The organism is Paracoccus sp. SM22M-07 (assembly GCF_001887735.1).
Taxonomy (GTDB): domain Bacteria; phylum Pseudomonadota; class Alphaproteobacteria; order Rhodobacterales; family Rhodobacteraceae; genus Paracoccus.
This window is the reverse complement of record NZ_JPKW01000001.1, coordinates 226,721-243,857: the sequence shown is the minus strand read 5'-3', so window position 1 is coordinate 243,857 and position 17,137 is coordinate 226,721. Positions and strand designations below refer to the sequence as shown.

Sequence of the window (17,137 nt, the reverse complement as noted above, 5' to 3'; positions counted from 1 at the left end):
GCCGGCGCAGCCCGAAAAGCCGCGCAGGCCCGCAACAGGGCGGTCATCGCCACAAAACATGCCCATTTGCGCGCTGATAGCGTCAATTCCGGTTGTATCGGCGGGTCCGCGCCCTTATTTTCCTGTCACCCATCGTATTGGCTATAAAAGGAGCACCGCCATAGCCCGTCGACCGCATAATGCACCGCCCACCCGTGACACCGGCCCCCGCGTCAACGACCGCATCCGCGTGGCCGAAATCCGCCTGATCGGCGCTGAGGGAGAGAACGTCGGCGTTGTCACGCCTGCCGTCGGCCTTCAGATGGCCCAGGACGCCGGGCTGGATCTGGTCGAGATTTCGCCGAACGCGGCGCCTCCGGTCTGCAAGATCATGGATGTCGGCAAATTCAAGTACGAACAGCAGAAGCGTGAAGCCGAAGCGCGCAAGAAGCAGAAGATCATCGAAGTCAAGGAAATCAAGTTCCGTCCCGGGACCGACAGCCATGACTATGACGTCAAGATGCGCAGCGTGCTGAAATTCCTGGAAGGTGGCGACAAGGTCAAGGTGACCCTGCGTTTCCGTGGCCGCGAGATGGCCCACCAGGACCTGGGCCTTGATCTGCTGCACCGTGTCCGCGCCGATGTCGAGGAACTGGGCAAGGTCGAATCCATGCCCAAGCTCGAAGGCCGTCAGATGGTCATGATGATCTCTCCGCGCTAGGCTGCAGCTGGTGATGCGACAATTTGGGGGCCGCGTGGGGATTGCCGCGCGGCCTTTGCTTTTGCAAGGTGACCCGCGATGACCCAGAGACCCCAGATCCAGATGATGCGCCTGCCCGATGCCGACCCGGCGCTGCCCTTGCCCGCCTATCACAGCGCGGGCGCGGCGGGGGCCGATCTTTGCGCCAATTTCCCCGCCGCGCTGCGGGATGCGGGCATCACTCTGCCGCCCCTGGGCCGCGCGCTGATCCCCACCGGCCTTGCCCTTGCTATCCCCCCGGGGTGGGAGGTGCAGATCCGGCCCCGATCGGGCCTGGCGCTGAAGCACGGCATCGCCCTGCCGAATGCGCCGGGCACCATCGACAGCGATTACCGCGGCCCCCTTGGCGTCATCCTGATCAACCTGGGTGATCAGCCCTTTGCCGTGGGGCATGGCGACCGCATCGCGCAGATGGTCGTCGCCCCGGCACCGCAGGCCCGCTTTGCGCTGGTCGAGGCGCTGGATGACACGGCGCGCGGTTCGGGTGGCTTCGGTTCGACCGGGGTGCGGGGCTGATGCTGGGCCTGTGGATCATCGCGCTGCTGCTGATCTTCGGGCGGGTCACCCGGCTGCCCGGACGCATCATGTGGGGGATGATCGGCGGTGTCTGGCTGCTGATGCTGGCGGTGCAGCTGGCGGTCCCGGATAGCGGCGCGGCGCGCGCCATGGGGGGCAGTGCAGCGGGATGGCTGGTGCTGGGCGGGCTGGTGGCGCTGGTCATGGCCTATCGCACCGGCCTGCGCCGCCTGCGCAGGCGCGCGACCCCCGATGATGCGCCCGTGCCGCAATCGGACATGATGTCGGATGCGGAACTGGACCGCTATGCCCGCCATCTGGTGCTGCATGAAATCGGCGGCGCGGGGCAGATGCGCCTGCGGCAGGCGCGCGTGCTGGTCATCGGGGCAGGGGGGCTGGGATCGCCCGTCTGTCTCTATCTGGCGGGGGCGGGCGTCGGGCATGTCACCTTGGCCGATGACGACACGGTCAGCCTGTCGAACCTGCAGCGGCAGGTGATTTTTCGCGACGACCTGCGGGGCGAGCCCAAGGCCTATGCCGCCGCTGAGGCGATGCTGCGCCTGAACCCGCATCTGGACGTGACGCCGCTGATCCGCCGCATCACCGAAAAGGATCGCGACCTGATCGCCGGGCATGACCTGGTCATCGACGGCACCGACAGCTTTGCGGGCCGCGCCGACATCAACGCCGCCTGCGTCGCGGCGGGCGTGCCCCTGCTTTCGGGAGCGATCGGCCAGTGGGAAGGGCAGGTGACCCTGTTCGATCCGGCGCGCGGCGGTCCCTGCATGGCCTGCCTGTTTCCGACCGCCCCCGCCCGTGATGCCCCCTGCGCCGAGGCGGGCGTCGTCGGCGCCCTTCCCGGTGTCATCGGCAGCATGATGGCGCTGGAGGCGATCAAGCACCTGACCGGCGCGGGGCAGGGGCTGCACAGCCGGATGATGATCTTTGACGGGCTTTACGGCGAAAGCCGGATGATCGGCACGTCCCGCGACCCCGCCTGTCCGGTTTGCGGGCAATAGGGTCTGGCAGCCCCTGCGCGGGGCTTCTAGGGTTGCGCCAAATCAAGGAGGTCCTGATGAACCGAGAGCTTTTGCAATGGTCCGGCCCCGAAGGGCTGCCGCGCCTCGACCTGATCCGGGATACGGATTTCGCCCCCGCCTTCGACCAGCAGCTTGCCGCCGCCGAAGCCGCCGCCGAGGCGATCGCCGCAAATCCCGAACCGCCCAGTTTTGCCAATACCGTCGCCGCGATGGAAACCGCCGATGAGGGGCTGAACCGGGTTCTGTCGATCTTCTATACCCTCGCCTCGGTCGATTCGAACGACGCGCGCCAGGCGCTGCAGCGCGATTTCGCGCCCCGGCTGGCGGAATACGGCAGCAGGATCAGCATGGACCCGCGGCTTTATGCACGGGTCAAGGCGGTGGCCGACAATGTCGCGGGCCTGTCGCCGCAGGATGCCCGCATCACGGAACTGGCGCTGCGCGACTTGACCCGCGCGGGGGCGGGGTTGGATGCCGATGCCCGCGCCCGCATGGCCCAGATCCGCAGCCGGATGGCCGTCCTGACGACGCAATTCACCCAGAACGTGCTGACGGATGAACGCGATTTCGTCATGGCGATTCCCGACGACCGGCTGCAGGGGCTGCCCGATTGGCTGCTGCGGTCGATGCGGGCGGCGGCCAAGGAACGTGGCATGACCGGGCAGGTGGTGACGCTGAACCGGTCGCTGATCGTCCCCTTCCTGGAAAACGCCACCGACCGCGCCCTGCGCGAGACGGCCTTCAAGGCCTGGACGGCCCGTGGATCGGGCGCGGGCGCGGGGGGCGAGGCCACCGACAACCTGCCCCTGGTCGCCGAGGTTCTGGCCCTGCGCCATGAACGGGCGCAATTGCTGGGCTATGCCGATTTCGCATCCTGGAAGCTGGAAACCCAGATGGCCCGGACGCCGGACCGCGTGCAGGACCTGCTGTCGCAGGTCTGGACCGCCGCCCGCGCCCGCGCCGATGGGGACGCGACCAAGCTGACCGCGATGCTGCGCGACGACGGCGTGAACGACGCGCTGCAGGCCTGGGACTGGCGGCTTTATGCGGAACGGTTGCGGCGGCGCGATCACCGGATCGACCCCGACCAGGTCGCGCCCTATCTGACGCTGGACGCGATGCTGGGGGCGGTCTTCGATGTCGCGGAACGTCTGTTCGGGCTGGAATTCCAGCCGATCGATGCGCCGTTGTGGGACGGTCATGCGCGGGCCTGGCGCGTCACGCGCGGGGGCAGGCTGATGGCGATCTTCGTGGGCGACTTCTTTGCCCGTCCCGCCAAGCGGTCGGGGGCTTGGTGTTCTTCCCTGCAGGTGCAGCACAAGCTGGACAAGGGGCAGCGCGCCATCGTGGTGAATGTCTGCAACTTTACCCCGCCCGAACAGCCCGGCGGGCCGGCCTTCCTGTCTTGGGATGACGCGCATACGCTGTTTCATGAATTCGGCCACGCCACGCATCATATCCTGTCGGATGTGACATGGCCCTCGATCTCGGGGACGTCGGTGGCGCAGGATTTCGTCGAGTTGCCCAGCCAGCTTTACGAACACTGGCTGGAACAGCCCGCGGTGCTGGACAAGCATGCGCGTCATCACGAGACCGGAGAGGTCCTGCCCGCCGATCTGCGCGACAGGATGCTGGCGGCGGGCAAGGCGGATGCGGGATTCTCGACGGTGGAATACCTGGAGAGCGCGCTGGTGGACCTGGCGTTCCATCGCGGCGCGCCGCCGGCCGATGCGATGGCTGCCCAAGCGCAGGTGCTGCAGGATCTGGGCGGGCCCGAGGCCATTCCCATGCGCCATGCCACGCCGCATTTCGCCCATGTCTTTGCGGGCGACAGCTATGCCAGCGGGTATTACAGCTATATGTGGTCCGAGGTGATGGATGCCGATGCCTTCGCGGCCTTCGAGGAAGCGGGCGACATCTTCGATCCGGCCACGGCCCGCAGGTTGGAACGGACGATCCTGTCGCGCGGCGGATCGGCCCCGGCGGATCAGCTTTGGATGGCGTTCCGCCAGCGGATGCCCGGCGTCGATGCCCTGCTGAAGGGGCGCGGGCTGGCCTGACGGCAGGGACAGGTGCCGACCGATGGTCGGCGTGCTGCCGCCCGGGCCGGGGGCGCGCCGCTGACGCGGCGCGCGGGTGGTTTCCGTCCTAGTCCCTCAGTTCCTTGGCGTCCACGCCCCAGATCGAGGTCTTGGGCACCCAGCCCCGCTGACCACCGCCCGAAACACGGCACCAGTCGGGTTCGCATTCGTTCAGCCGCAGGATCGCGCCCAGTTCCGCACGCGCCACCATGTCGGCATCCAGATGCGGGCGTGTGCGCAGGGGCAGCATGTCTTCGGTCACCAGGGCCGTCCGGACGCCCGACAAGAGCGCGTAATGCACCCACCCCCCCGCACCGTCCTTGTCCTCGACCCGGCGCCAATGGCCGAATTCGGCGACCACGCGCAGGGGCATTCCGGCATGGCGGAAGACCCAGTCGATGCGATGAGACAGGCTGGGGCCGCGCCGTGCGTTGCCTTCGCTGCCCTTGAGGCTGACATAGCGGGGCAGGGGCAGGTTCGTGACCGCGCCGCGCTGAACCTGGGCATCCTGTTCGGGCAGGGCGGGGGCGCTGCTGTCCTGGGCGATGGCGGGCCCCGTGGCCGCCATTGCGATCGCAAGCGCGATGGCGCGCAAGGCGCACCGTCCCATGTCCGTCACTGATGTCATCGCCTGTCCGTTCCTGTTTTTTGGTGTCGGGCCGCGCGTCCGGAGCCCGGCCGGCGCTGCACCCTTGTGGGGTCTTGTGCCTGCCCCTCATCGCGGGCAGTTTGCCAAAAGCGATCCGCCATTGGAAGTGCGGCCCTGCCACGACTTCGAGAAAGTGAGGTGACCCATGTCCGTCAGCCCGACCCCGGCCCGCCAGAAGCTGCGCGTGGCGGTCACACGTCGCCTGCCGGAGGCCGTCGAGACGCGGATGTCGGAGCTGTTCGACGTCGTCCTGCGCGACAGTGACAGCCGCCTGTCGCGCGACGACTTGGTGTCGTTGATGCAGGGCGTCGACGTGCTGGTGCCGACCGTCACCGACCAGATCGACGCCAACATGCTGGCCCGCGCGGGCGAACGGTTGAAGCTGATCGCGAATTTCGGTGCGGGCGTCGATCACGTGGACGTGCTGTCGGCGCGTCAGCGCGGCGTTCTGGTCAGCAACACGCCCGGCGTCGTGACCGAGGATACCGCCGACATGACGCTGGCGCTGATCCTGGCCGTCACCCGCCGCATCCCCGAGGGCATGGCCGAGATGCAGTCGGGCCGCTGGCAGGGCTGGGCGCCCACCGCGCATCTGGGTGGTCGCGTCGGCGGGCGGCGCCTGGGGATCCTGGGCATGGGGCGCATCGGACAGGCCGTGGCCCGCCGTGCCAATGTCTTCGGCATGCAGGTCCATTATCACAACCGCCGCCGCCTGCGCCCCGAGATCGAGGCCGAACTGGGCGCGACCTATTGGGAAAGCCTGGACCAGATGCTGGCGCGCATGGACATCGTCAGCGTGAACGCGCCGCACACGCCATCCACCTTCCACCTGCTGAACGCGCGGCGGCTGAAGCTGATGAAGCCGTCCGCTGTCGTCGTCAACACCTCTCGCGGCGAGGTCATCGACGAAAACGCCCTGACACGGATGCTGCGCGCAGGCGAAATCGCCGGCGCCGGCCTGGACGTCTTCGAGCATGGCCACGAGATCAACCCCCGCCTGCGCGAACTGCCCAACGTGGTCCTGCTGCCTCACATGGGCAGCGCCACCGTCGAGGGTCGCGCCGAGATGGGCGAAAAGGTCATCATAAACATCAAGACATTCGCGGATGGCCACAGGCCGCCGGATCTTGTCGTGCCCTCGATGCTGTGACCTGATGCGGATGTCGTTTCGGGCCGCGGTGTCGGTCCTTTTCTTCGTCAATGGCATGACCATCGGCAGCTGGGCGCCCAAGCTGCCGACGCTGATGTCGCGGCTGGAGATCTCAGAATCCGTCGCGGGGCTGATCGTGCTGTGCCTGGGGGCGGGGTCGATGTGCATCATGCCCGTCTTTGGCGCCATGGTGGCGCGGCGCGGATCGGCGCGGGCCGTGGCGATCGCGGCCTGGGTGTCGGCGCCGCTGCTGGTGCTGATATCCCTTGCGCCGGATGTCTGGTCCGTGGGGGCGGCAGTGTTCCTGTTCGGCGGCTTTCTGGGCGGCATGGATGTCGCCATGAACGCCAATGCCGTCGCGGTGGAACGCAACCGCAGCCGCGCCATCATGTCGTCCTGCCACGGATTCTGGAGCATGGGGGCCTTCGCCGGTGCAGCGGGGGGCGGGCTGCTGATCCAGTCTTTGGGCGAAATGGCCCATGGCGCCGTCATCTTCGCGATCACGGCGGCCGGGTTGGTCGTGGCCCTTCCTGCCCTGTTGCAGGACGCCCCCGCGGGCGACGCGCCGCGCGCCCCCCTTCGCCTGCCCCGGTCGCCGGTTCCCTATCTGCTGGGGCTGATGGCGCTGACCGCGATGATCCCCGAAGGGGCGATTCTTGATTGGGCGGCCGTCTATCTGCGCCAGGAAATGGGCAGTTCGCTGGCCGTGGCGGGCTGGGGCTTTGCGGGCTGCGCGGCGACCATGGCGGTGATGCGCTTTCTGGGCGACGCCATCCGTCACCGTCTGGGAGCGGTGACGACCCTGCGCGTATCGGCGGTGATCGCGATGACGGGGCTGGCCGTCGCCGGGCTGGCGGGAACGGCTGGGCTGGCCATCGCGGGTTTCGCCATGGCCGGGATCGGCATCGCCAACATGGTGCCGATCGCCTTTTCCGCCGCAGGCAACATGCCCGGTCTGGCGGCGGGGATGGGACTGTCGGTGGTCACGATGATGGGCTATTCCGGGATCCTGCTGGCCCCCGGCCTGATCGGATGGCTGGCCGAACATGCCAGCCTGGGCCCGATCTATCTGGGGCTGGCGCTGTTGCTGCTGGTGCCCTTGGCCATGTCGCGCCTGGCCCGCAACGCGGATTTCGAGACAGGGCGGCCTTAGCCTTTCGGCTGCGTTCCGAAACGCGCGCGGATCTGCTAGCATGGCGTGAGCGATGAAAGTCATGCCCATGCCCCATTCGTCCCGCCTGTCCCTGGTGCTGTCGTTCCCGCTGCTGTTGGCGCCCGCGCCCCTTGGGGCGCAATCGCTGGACGTGCCCTTCAACACCTATTGCCCGCCCGACGCACAGGCCGCATGCTTTGGCGCGGCGACCGTCATGGGCCTCGATCCCAAGGGCGACGGATTCCTGGCGGTCCGCACGGGCCCCGGTTCGCACTATCCGATGATCGCCAGGATCCATAACGGTGACAGGGTCGGGGTCTATGGGGCCAGGGGGGATTGGACCGCGATCAGCTTCGGCGCGGACAAGCGCCTCGGCTGGGCGCATCGGAACTGGCTGGGTGATTTCATCCCCTGAGGATCAGCGATAGACCTGTCCGTCGCCCGGAAAGCTGCGGTCGCGGACAGCCGCCGCATAGTCGGCGATGGCGTCTTCGGCCCGCTGGCCCAGATCGCCGAATTTCCGGACAAAACGCGGCACGCGGCCCGACAGGCCCAGCATGTCGTCCAACACCAGGATCTGCCCGTCGCAGCGCGCCGAGGCGCCGATGCCGATGGTGGGCACGGTGATGCTGTCGGTGATGCGGTCGGCCAGTGGCTCCATCACGCCTTCGACCACGACGGCAAAGGCGCCGGCATCGGCCACGTCGACGGCGTCCTGGATATGGGCAGCCCAGGTGGCTTCGTCGCGGCCCTGGGTCTTGAAGCCGCCCATGACATGGGTCGATTGCGGGGTCAGGCCGACATGGCCCATGACGGGAATGCCGCGTTCGACCAGAAAGGCGATGGTCGGGGCCATGCGGCTGCCCCCCTCCAGCTTGACGGCGCCGCAGCCGGTTTCGCCCATGATCCGGGCCGCGTTGCGAAAGGCCTGCTGGGGGCTTTCCTCATAGCTGCCGAAGGGCATGTCGATGACCACCATCGCCCGCTGCGATCCGCGCATCACCGCCTGGCCGTGCAGGATCATCATCTCGGGCGTCACGCCGATGGTCGACGGCATCCCGTGGATCACCATGCCCAGGCTGTCGCCCACAAGGATGACGTCGCAATGTGCGTCCACCATCGCGGCCATGGGCGCGGTATAGGCGGTCAGCGACACGATGGGCGTGCCGCCCTTGCGGTCGGCGATCTGGGGAACGGTGATGCGCCGGATCGGGGCCTGGGCGGACATGGGCAGCCTCCTGTCAGGGATGGGCGACGCGCTGGTCGATCAGCAGGACGTCGCCGAAGCGGACGGCCAGCAGGATGACGACCGGGCGGGTGATCACAGTGACCGGGGACAGGTCGGCCGCGTCGCGGATGTCGATGGATTGGATATCGGCGCGCGGTTCGGATGCCAGCACGGCCCGCAGCGCGTCCTGAACCGACGGCAGATCGTCGCCGGCGGCGATCTGCGCCTGCGCGCCATCCAGCCCGCGCGCCAGAACGCTGGCGGCGGCGCGGTCCTGCGGTGTCAGGCGGCGGTTGCGCGACGACATGGCAAGGCCGTCAGCCTCGCGCATGGTGGGGACGGGCAGGATCCGCACCGGAATGTCCAGATCCGCGACCATCTGGCGGATCAGGGTCAGCTGCTGGTAATCTTTTTCGCCGAAGGCCGCCGCCTGGGGCTGGACGATGTTGAACAGCTTGGTCACCACCGTCGCCACGCCCCGGAAATGGCCGGGACGCAGCTGGCCCATCAGCATGCCGCCCAGCTGCGCGACCTCGACATGGGTCTGAGCGCCGGGGCGATAGATGTCGGCGACCTGCGGCAGAAAGACCGCATCGCAACCCGCGCCGCGCAACAGGGCGATGTCGCCATCCTCGTCACGCGGGTATTTCGCCAGATCCTCGGTCGGACCGAACTGGGTCGGGTTCACGAAGATCGAGGTCACCACCCGTCCGCCGCCATGACTGTCCAGCCAGTCGCGGGCATGGGCCACCAGCGACAAATGCCCCTCGTGCAGCGCGCCCATCGTCGGGACCAGCGCCACCTGTCCGGCATCCTTGCGCCAGTCGCGCATGTCCTGCGTGCTGCGGCAGATCTGCATCTGTGGCCGTCCCCCCGAAGAAATCGTGACGCGCAACCTAGCTTCCGGGGCTGGGTCAGGCAAGTGCCGCACCGCGGCATCACGGCATGGCCAGCCGTGGCGCGCCGTTTCTGACGCCACGTTCCGCAACAGCGTAGGGGTTGGACATCGGCGTTCCGGCAAAAGGCCCGCGCCGGGCCGCGCAAAGGGTATGACAACCATCTGGCTGCCGGCGCCTTGCCGGAACCATAAGGAACCCGAAACGACAAAAGCTGGATCTGACGATCCGGCTTTTTGCGATCTGGAGCGGGCGAGGCGATTCGAACGCCCGACCCTAACCTTGGCAAGGTTATGCTCTACCCCTGAGCTACGCCCGCTCCGTTCCGTCTGCGATCCGGTTGACCGGCCCGCCTTCGGTAGGCGGTGATTTACGAAACGCGGCGACGGCCTGCAAGAGGGGGGACGCCAAGATTTTTGCGATATCCGGGAATTTTTCCCGGGTCTGCACCAGGCCCGGGAATGACAAAAGCCGGATCTTGCGATCCGGCTTTTTGTAATATGGAGCGGGCGAGGCGATTCGAACGCCCGACCCTAACCTTGGCAAGGTTATGCTCTACCCCTGAGCTACGCCCGCTCCGTTCCGTCTGCGATCCGTTTGACCGGTCCGCCTTCGGTAAGCGGTGATTTACGGAAAGGGGCGGTGGGCTGCAAGGGGAAAAAACGCACCTGCCGCAATTTTTTCAGTTTCGCGACCCGATGCGACCCAGATGCGTGTCGCGAAAGGCGCTGTCATGCTTCAACCCGAACCCTAGGGCGCGATCGGCACCCACATGCACCAGCCACAAGGCCCCGCAGGCGATCAGCACTGGCAGTCCCGCCACCAAACCCAGAAGGGCCAGCAGCAGCCCAGCCCCGTAAAGATGCGTCAGGTTGTGGGTCAGCGCCCCGACGCGCGGTCCCGCCAGATAGCCCAGGGCGCCCAAGTCAGGGGCCAGGAATGCCAGCGGCCAGACCCAAAGGGGCCAGCCGTTCTGGGTCATCACCGCCAGCGGCAGCGCGCCCAGGACGATCATCGCGCCCTCGATGCGCTGCCAGGTGACAGGGGTCATTCGGCGGCACGGATGCGGGCGGGGGCCAGCATGTCGATCAGATAGCGGCCGGTATGGCTGGCCTCGACCTTGGCGACCTCTTCCGGGGTGCCGGTCGCAACGATGAAGCCGCCGCCATCGCCGCCCTCGGGGCCGATATCGATCAGCCAGTCGGCGGTCTTGATGACGTCCAGGTTGTGTTCGATCACCACCACGGTGTTGCCCTGTTCGACCAGTTCGTGCAGCACCTCCAGCAGCTTGCGCACATCCTCGAAATGCAGGCCCGTCGTGGGTTCGTCCAGGATATAGAGCGTCCGGCCCGTGGATTGGCGCGACAGTTCTTTGGACAGCTTGACGCGCTGCGCCTCGCCGCCCGACAGGGTCGTGGCCTGCTGGCCGACCTTGATATAGCCCAGCCCCACCTGCATCAGCGCGTCCATCTTGCTGCGGATGGACGGGACGGCGGCAAAGAAGGTCTGCGCATCCTCGACGGTCATGTCCAGCACGTCGGCGATGGACTTGCCCTTGAACTGCACCTCCAGCGTCTCTCGGTTGTAGCGCTTGCCCTTGCAGGTCTCGCATTCGACATAGACGTCGGGCAGGAAATGCATCTCGATCTTGATGACGCCATCGCCTTGGCACGCCTCACAGCGGCCGCCCTTGACGTTGAAACTGAAGCGGCCGGGCTTGTAGCCGCGGGCCTTCGCCTCGGGCAGGTTCGCGAACCAGTCGCGAATCGGCGTGAAGGCGCCGGTATAGGTCGCCGGGTTCGATCGCGGCGTGCGACCGATGGGGCGCTGGTCGATGTCGATGACCTTGTCCAGATGCTCCAACCCCCGGATCGTCTCGCAGGGGGCGGGGGTCTGGCGGGCGCCGTTCAGGCGCAAAGATGCGGTCTTGAACAGCGTTTCGATGGTCAGGGTGGATTTTCCGCCCCCCGACACGCCCGTCACGCAGACGAACTTGCCAAGCGGGAAATCGGCGGTGACCTTCTTCAGGTTGTTGCCGGTCGCCTTGACGACGCTGACCTTCTTGCCGTTGCCCTTGCGACGCGTTTCGGGCACGGCGATGGATCTTGCGCCGGACAGGTATTGCCCGGTCAGGCTGTTCGGGTCCGCCGCGACCTGATCCGGCGTGCCGTGGCTGACGACGGTGCCGCCGTGAACGCCCGCGCCGGGGCCCATGTCAAAGACGTAATCCGCATGCCGGATCGCGTCCTCGTCATGTTCCACCACCAGCACCGAGTTGCCCTGATCGCGCAGGTTCATCAGTGTGGTCAGCAGGCGGTCGTTGTCGCGCTGATGCAGCCCGATCGAGGGTTCGTCCAGCACGTAGAGCACGCCGGTGAGCCCGCTGCCGATCTGGCTGGCCAGGCGGATGCGCTGGCTTTCGCCCCCCGACAGCGTGCCCGCGGCACGCGACAGGGTCAGGTAATCCAGCCCCACATTGACCAGAAAGCCCAAGCGTTCGCGGATTTCCTTCAGGATGGCGGCGGCGATCTCGTTCTTCTGCTTGGACAGATGGTTCGGGGCATCCTCGACCCAGGCCAGCGCGTCCTTGATCGACAGTTCGACGACCTGTCCGACATGGTCGCCGGCGATCTTGACGGCCAGGGCCTCGGGCTTGAGGCGATAGCCGCTGCAGGCGCCGCAGGGGCGGTTGTTCTGATAGCGCTCGAATTCCTCGCGGACCCATTGGCTGTCGGATTCGCGCAGGCGGCGCTCCATGTTGGGGATGACGCCTTCGAAGACGCGGGCGATCTCGTAGACGCGGCCGGCATCGTCAAAGCGGAACTTGATCTCCTCATCGCCCGAACCATGCAGGAACATGTCCTGCGCGTCGCGGGGAAGATCCTTCCAAGCGGTCTTCTTGTCGAAACCGTAATGCTTGGCCAGCGCGTTGACGGTCTGGGTCAGATAGGCCGATTTCGACTTGGCCCAGGGCGCGATGGCCCCCTTGTCCACCGACAGCGCCGCGTCGGGCACGATCAGGCGTTCGTCGAAGAACAGTTCGACCCCCAGCCCGTCGCAGACCGGACAGGCACCGAAGGGCGCGTTGAAGGAAAACAGCCGCGGTTCGATTTCGGGAATGGTAAAGCCGCTGACCGGGCAGGCGAATTTCTCGCTGAAGGTCAGGCGCTCGGGGTCGCCCTCGGTCGGTGCGGTTTCCAGATGCGCGATCCCGTCGGCCAGGTCCAGCGCGGTGCGCAGGCTGTCGGCCAGGCGCGTCTCCATGCCTTCGCGCACGACGATGCGGTCCACGACCACGTCGATGTTATGGCGGAACTTCTTGTCCAGCGTCGGCGGTTCGTCCAGGTCGTGGAAATCGCCGTTGACCTTGGTGCGCTGGAACCCCTGCTTGCGCAGTTCCAGGAATTCCTTGCGGTATTCGCCCTTGCGGTCACGCACGATGGGCGCCAGCAGATAGGCGCGCGTACCCTCGGGCAGGGCCATGATGCGGTCGACCATGTCCTGCACCTGCTGCGCCTCGATCGGCAGGCCGGTCACCGGGGAATAGGGGGTACCGGCGCGCGCGAACAGCAGACGCATATAGTCATAGATCTCGGTCACGGTGCCGACGGTCGAACGGGGGTTTTTCGACGTCGTCTTCTGTTCGATGCTGATGGCGGGGGACAGGCCGCTGATGTGATCCACATCGGGCTTGCCCATCATGTCCAGGAACTGGCGGGCATAGGCCGACAGGCTCTCGACATAGCGTCGCTGACCTTCGGCATAGACGGTGTCGAAGGCCAGCGACGACTTGCCCGACCCCGACAGCCCGGTGATCACCACCAGCTGGTCGCGCGGGATGTCCATGTCCACACCCTTGAGGTTATGTTCGCGCGCGCCGCGCACTTCGATAAACTTCTGTTCCATGCGGTGTCCCTGATGCCCAAGCGTGTCAGATAGGAATGCACGGCCGTAAAGCAAGTTCACTTTGCGAACAATCTGAGAACATCCATCGCCGACGTCAACCGACACTGGCAATTCTTTTCGGCCTATATCAATCATGGCGCCGGATGGGGCGCGGCACTGCCGCGGTTATCGCTAACACTTGCGCTGCAACGCAGCGCCGCTAGGATGCTGGCAAATCGACAGAGGGGGCTTTCGCATGTTCAATAAGATACTTGTCGCGAACCGCGGAGAGATCGCCATCCGCGTGATGCGGGCGGCGAACGAACTGGGCAAGAAGACGGTCGCCGTCTATGCCGAAGAGGACAAGCTGGGCCTGCACCGCTTCAAGGCGGACGAAGCGTATCGCATTGGCGAAGGTCTGGGACCGGTCGCGGCCTATCTGTCCATCCCCGAGATCATCCGCGTGGCCAAGCTGTCGGGCGCCGACGCGATCCATCCCGGCTATGGCCTGCTGTCTGAAAATCCCGAATTTGTCGATGCCTGCACGGCGGCCGGCATCACCTTCATCGGCCCCCGCGCCGACACGATGCGCGCGCTTGGCGACAAGGCCAGCGCGCGGCGCGTGGCGATCCAGGCGGGTGTGCCGGTCATTCCCGCGACCGAAGTCCTGGGTGAGGATTTCGACGCCATCAAGCGTGAGGCCGCCGATGTCGGCTATCCTCTGATGCTGAAGGCCAGCTGGGGCGGCGGCGGGCGCGGCATGCGGCCGATCAACAGCGAGGCCGAGCTGGTCGAGAAGGTCCGCGAGGGCCGCCGCGAGGCCGAGGCCGCCTTCGGCAATGGCGAGGGTTATCTGGAGAAGATGATCCTGCGCGCCCGCCACGTCGAGGTGCAGCTTCTGGGCGACACCCATGGCGGATTGTATCACCTGTTCGAACGCGACTGCACCGTGCAGCGCCGCAACCAGAAGGTCGTCGAGCGCGCCCCCGCGCCCTATCTGACCGAGGAACAGCGCGCCGAGGTCTGCGGCCTGGCGCTGAAGATCGGCCAGGCGGTCGGATACCAGAATGCCGGCACGGTCGAATTCCTGATGGATATGGACAGCCAGCAGTTTTACTTCATCGAGGTGAACCCACGCGTCCAGGTCGAACATACCGTGACGGAAGAAGTCACCGGCATCGACATCGTCCAGTCCCAGATCAAGATCGCCGAGGGCGCGACCCTGGCCCAGGCCACCGGACACGCGCGTCAGGACGACATCACCCTGTCGGGCCACGCCCTGCAATGCCGGGTGACCACGGAAGACCCGCAGAACAACTTCATCCCCGATTACGGCCGCATCACCGCATACCGGTCGGCCACCGGCATGGGCATCCGCCTGGACGGCGGCACAGCCTATTCGGGCGGGGTCATCACGCGCTATTACGATTCGCTGCTGGTCAAGGTCACGGCCTGGGCGCAGACCCCCGACCAGGCGATCAAGCGGATGGACCGTGCGCTGCGCGAGTTCCGGGTGCGGGGCGTTTCCACGAATATCGACTTTGTCATCAACCTGCTGAAGCATCCGACCTTCCTGGATGACACCTATACCACCAAGTTCATCGACACGACCGATGACCTGTTCACCTTCAAGAAGCGCCAGGACCGCGCGACCCGCATCCTGACCTATCTGGCCGATATCAGCGTGAACGGGCACCCCGAGACGACGGGCCGCGCCCTGCCGCCCGCCCAGGCCCGCCAGCCCATGGCCCCCGCGCCCGCGGCCGAACCCGCCCCCGGCACCCGACAGATGCTGGAGAGCCAGGGTGCGCAGGCCGTGGCCGACTGGATGGCGGCGCAAAAACAGCTGCTGATCACCGACACCACGATGCGCGACGGTCACCAGTCGCTGCTGGCGACGCGGATGCGCTCGATCGACATGATCCGCGTGGCGCCCAGCTATGCCGCGAACCTGCCGCAATTGTTCAGCGTCGAATGCTGGGGGGGCGCGACCTTCGACGTGGCCTATCGGTTCCTGCAGGAATGCCCGTGGCAGCGGCTGCGCGACATTCGCGCGCAGATGCCGAACCTGATGACGCAGATGCTCCTGCGGGCCAGCAATGGGGTGGGCTACACCAACTATCCCGACAACGTGGTGCAGTTCTTTGTGAAGCAGGCCGCCGAGACCGGGGTCGACGTCTTCCGCGTCTTCGACAGCCTGAACTGGGTCGAGAACATGCGCGTCGCGATGGACGCCGTGATCGACAGCGGCAAGATCTGCGAAGGCACGGTCTGCTATACCGGCAACATGCTGGACCCGGACCGGTCCAAATACGATCTGCAATACTATGTCCGCACCGCGCAGGACCTGAAGGCCGCCGGCGCCCATGTGCTGGGCCTGAAGGACATGGCGGGCCTCTTGAAGCCCGCGGCCGCGCGCGTCCTGATCAAGGCCCTGAAGGAGGAGGTCGGCCTGCCGATCCATTTCCACACCCATGACACCAGCGGCATGGGCGGGGCCACCATCCTGGCCGCGGCGGATGCGGGCGTCGATGCTGTCGATTGCGCCATGGACGCGCTGTCGGGCAATACCAGCCAGCCCACCATGGGTTCGGTGGTCGAAGCCCTCGCCCAGACCGACCGCGACACGGGCCTTGATATCGGCCATATCCGCGCCATCAGCAATTACTGGGAACGGGTCCGCGAAAGCTATGCCGCCTTTGAAAGCGGGCTGCAGGCCCCCGCATCCGAGGTCTATCTGCACGAGATGCCGGGCGGTCAGTTCACCAACCTCAAGGCGCAGGCGCGCAGCATGGGCCTCGAGGATCGCTGGCACGAGGTCGCGCAGGCCTATGCCGACGTGAACCGCATGTTCGGCGACATCGTCAAGGTCACGCCCAGCTCGAAGGTGGTGGGCGACATGGCGCTGATGATGGTGGCCCAGAACCTGACGCCCCAGCAGGTCACGGACCCGGCCGTCGATGTCAGCTTCCCCGACAGCGTCGTCGACATGATGCGCGGCAACCTGGGCCAACCCCCCGGCGGCTGGCCGCAGGCGATCCAGGCCAAGATCCTGAAGGGCGAGAAACCCTTCACCGACCGGCCCGGTGCCCATCTGGAACCCGTCGATCTGGAGGCCGAGCGCGCCAAGCTGTCGGACATTCTGGACGGCAAACCCATTGATGACGAGGATCTGAACGGCTATCTGATGTATCCCAAGGTCTTCACCGACTACATGCAGCGCCATGAGACCTATGGCCCCGTCCGCACCCTGCCGACCCGCAACTTCTTCTATGGGATGGAGCCGGGGCAGGAGATCAGCGTCGAGATCGACCCCGGCAAGACGCTGGAGATCCGCCTGCTGACCTTGGGCGAGACCGACGAGAAGGGCGAAATGAAGGTCTTCTTCGAGCTGAACGGCCAGCCCCGCAGCATCCGCGTCCCGAACCGCAAGGCCACCGGCACCGCGGCCGTGCGTCCCAAGGCCGATGCCGCCAATGCAGGCCATGTCGGCGCGCCCATGCCGGGCGTGGTCGCATCGGTCGGCGCGGTGGCGGGCGCCAAGGTCAGCCAGGGCGACCTGTTGCTGACGATCGAGGCGATGAAGATGGAAACCGGCCTGCATGCCGACCGCGACGGGACCATCAAGGCCGTCCACGTCACGCCGGGACAGCAGATCGACGCCAAGGATCTGCTGGTCGAAATCGAGTAGAATCAATCCGGGGCAGGGGGGCGGGCGTTTGCCTGCCCCCGCCTTCCGCGGTGCGGGCCACGGATCACGGACGGACCATGTCCTTTCGGATCTAATGGTGAAAATGCAA

The 17,137-nt window shown here is 66.5% G+C and carries 13 protein-coding genes and 2 tRNA genes; 8 read left to right on the top strand and 7 right to left on the bottom strand.

Annotation, left to right across the window (positions count from 1 at the left end; all coding sequences use genetic code 11):
- Positions 1-160 precede the first annotated feature (160 nt).
- The 4 genes from infC to IE00_RS01260 all read left to right on the top strand — a co-directional run bounded on the left by infC (position 161) and on the right by IE00_RS01260 (position 4,355).
- On the top strand, positions 161-700 hold the full coding sequence (gene infC / locus IE00_RS01275) for a translation initiation factor IF-3 (RefSeq protein WP_072295628.1): 540 nt from the start codon (positions 161-163) through the stop codon (positions 698-700).
- Positions 701-778: 78 nt separating this feature from the next.
- Positions 779-1,255 (top strand): dUTP diphosphatase, encoded by a 477-nt coding sequence (gene dut, locus IE00_RS01270; protein WP_072295239.1) that lies wholly within the window; start codon positions 779-781, stop codon positions 1,253-1,255.
- Positions 1,255-2,274, top strand: coding sequence for a HesA/MoeB/ThiF family protein (locus tag IE00_RS01265; protein ID WP_072295238.1), 1,020 nt, complete (start codon positions 1,255-1,257; stop codon positions 2,272-2,274). Before dut ends, IE00_RS01265 begins: the two co-directional genes overlap by 1 nt.
- A gap of 56 nt (positions 2,275-2,330) precedes the next feature.
- Positions 2,331-4,355, top strand: coding sequence for a M3 family metallopeptidase (locus tag IE00_RS01260; RefSeq protein WP_072295237.1), 2,025 nt, complete (start codon positions 2,331-2,333; stop codon positions 4,353-4,355).
- Positions 4,356-4,443: 88 nt separating this feature from the next.
- Here the strand turns inward: IE00_RS01260 and IE00_RS01255 are convergent, their stop codons facing one another.
- A complete protein-coding gene (locus IE00_RS01255) occupies positions 4,444-5,004 on the bottom strand; it encodes an SH3 domain-containing protein (protein WP_072295236.1) in 561 nt (186 codons plus the stop codon).
- Positions 5,005-5,170: 166 nt separating this feature from the next.
- On the opposite strand from IE00_RS01255, the gene IE00_RS01250 reads away from it, so the two are divergent.
- The 3 genes from IE00_RS01250 (at position 5,171) to IE00_RS20335 (ending at position 7,743) form a co-directional block, all read left to right on the top strand.
- On the top strand, positions 5,171-6,175 hold the full coding sequence (locus IE00_RS01250; protein ID WP_072295235.1) for a D-glycerate dehydrogenase: 1,005 nt from the start codon (positions 5,171-5,173) through the stop codon (positions 6,173-6,175).
- A 4-nt stretch (positions 6,176-6,179) separates the two neighbouring features.
- Positions 6,180-7,328, top strand: a complete 1,149-nt coding sequence (locus IE00_RS01245; RefSeq protein ID WP_072295234.1) for an MFS transporter — start codon at positions 6,180-6,182, stop codon at positions 7,326-7,328.
- 67 nt (positions 7,329-7,395) lie between these two features.
- Positions 7,396-7,743: an SH3 domain-containing protein gene (locus IE00_RS20335; RefSeq protein WP_205949638.1), complete on the top strand. Its 348-nt coding sequence runs from the start codon at positions 7,396-7,398 to the stop codon at positions 7,741-7,743.
- 3 nt (positions 7,744-7,746) lie between these two features.
- On the opposite strand, the gene panB is transcribed toward IE00_RS20335, so the two are convergent.
- From panB to uvrA, 6 genes are all read right to left on the bottom strand, one after another.
- Positions 7,747-8,556 carry a 3-methyl-2-oxobutanoate hydroxymethyltransferase gene (gene panB, locus IE00_RS01235; protein ID WP_072295232.1) on the bottom strand — a complete coding sequence of 270 codons (810 nt, stop codon included), beginning with the start codon at positions 8,554-8,556 and terminating at the stop codon, positions 7,747-7,749.
- 13 nt (positions 8,557-8,569) lie between these two features.
- Positions 8,570-9,415, bottom strand: coding sequence for a pantoate--beta-alanine ligase (gene panC / locus IE00_RS01230; protein WP_072295231.1), 846 nt, complete (start codon positions 9,413-9,415; stop codon positions 8,570-8,572).
- A gap of 281 nt (positions 9,416-9,696) precedes the next feature.
- Positions 9,697-9,771 (bottom strand) — tRNA-Gly (locus IE00_RS01225).
- A 182-nt stretch (positions 9,772-9,953) separates the two neighbouring features.
- Positions 9,954-10,028: transfer RNA gene (locus IE00_RS01220), tRNA-Gly, on the bottom strand.
- 106 nt (positions 10,029-10,134) lie between these two features.
- A complete protein-coding gene (locus IE00_RS01215) occupies positions 10,135-10,503 on the bottom strand; it encodes a DUF4260 domain-containing protein (RefSeq protein WP_072295230.1) in 369 nt (122 codons plus the stop codon).
- A complete protein-coding gene (gene uvrA, locus IE00_RS01210; RefSeq protein WP_072295229.1) occupies positions 10,500-13,358 on the bottom strand; it encodes an excinuclease ABC subunit UvrA in 2,859 nt (952 codons plus the stop codon). The genes IE00_RS01215 and uvrA overlap by 4 nt, the downstream gene beginning before the upstream one ends.
- A gap of 235 nt (positions 13,359-13,593) precedes the next feature.
- On the opposite strand from uvrA, the gene IE00_RS01205 reads away from it, so the two are divergent.
- Positions 13,594-17,028 carry a pyruvate carboxylase gene (locus IE00_RS01205; protein ID WP_072295228.1) on the top strand — a complete coding sequence of 1,145 codons (3,435 nt, stop codon included), beginning with the start codon at positions 13,594-13,596 and terminating at the stop codon, positions 17,026-17,028.
- Positions 17,029-17,137 lie beyond the last annotated feature (109 nt).